The sequence below is a fragment of the Cobetia sp. SIMBA_158 genome (assembly GCF_046566945.1).
Taxonomy (GTDB): Bacteria; Pseudomonadota; Gammaproteobacteria; order Pseudomonadales; family Halomonadaceae; genus Cobetia; species Cobetia amphilecti.
The window spans coordinates 1-271 of sequence record NZ_JAWJYL010000393.1 but is presented as its reverse complement, the minus strand read 5'-3'; the positions used below and the strand labels follow the sequence as shown (position 1 = coordinate 271).

Below are 271 nucleotides of genomic sequence, written 5' to 3'. Positions count from 1 at the left end.
GCTAACCTTATTTGCTGACGGTAGCTTTGAATACCAAGGCGAACCAAATATGCAAGGTGAAGATAGCTTTCAATATAAAGTTATTGATAACCAAGGCGGTGAAGCTACAGCAACTGTATTTATTGTAAGCACCAATACTAACTCGGCCCCCGTTGCTAATAACGATAGTTATAACGTAAACGAAGATAATACGCTTGTTATCTCTGCAGAAAATGGGGTACTTAGCAATGATAACGATCCTAACGGTGACACATTTACGGTAGACGACACC

At 40.2% G+C, this 271-nt stretch carries 1 protein-coding gene; it reads left to right on the top strand.

Features of this window, described 5'->3' with window-relative positions; translation table 11 throughout:
* Window positions 1-271, top strand: a 271-nt coding sequence (locus R2R70_RS20425) for an Ig-like domain-containing protein (RefSeq protein ID WP_410978967.1), incomplete at both ends; no start/stop codon positions are given.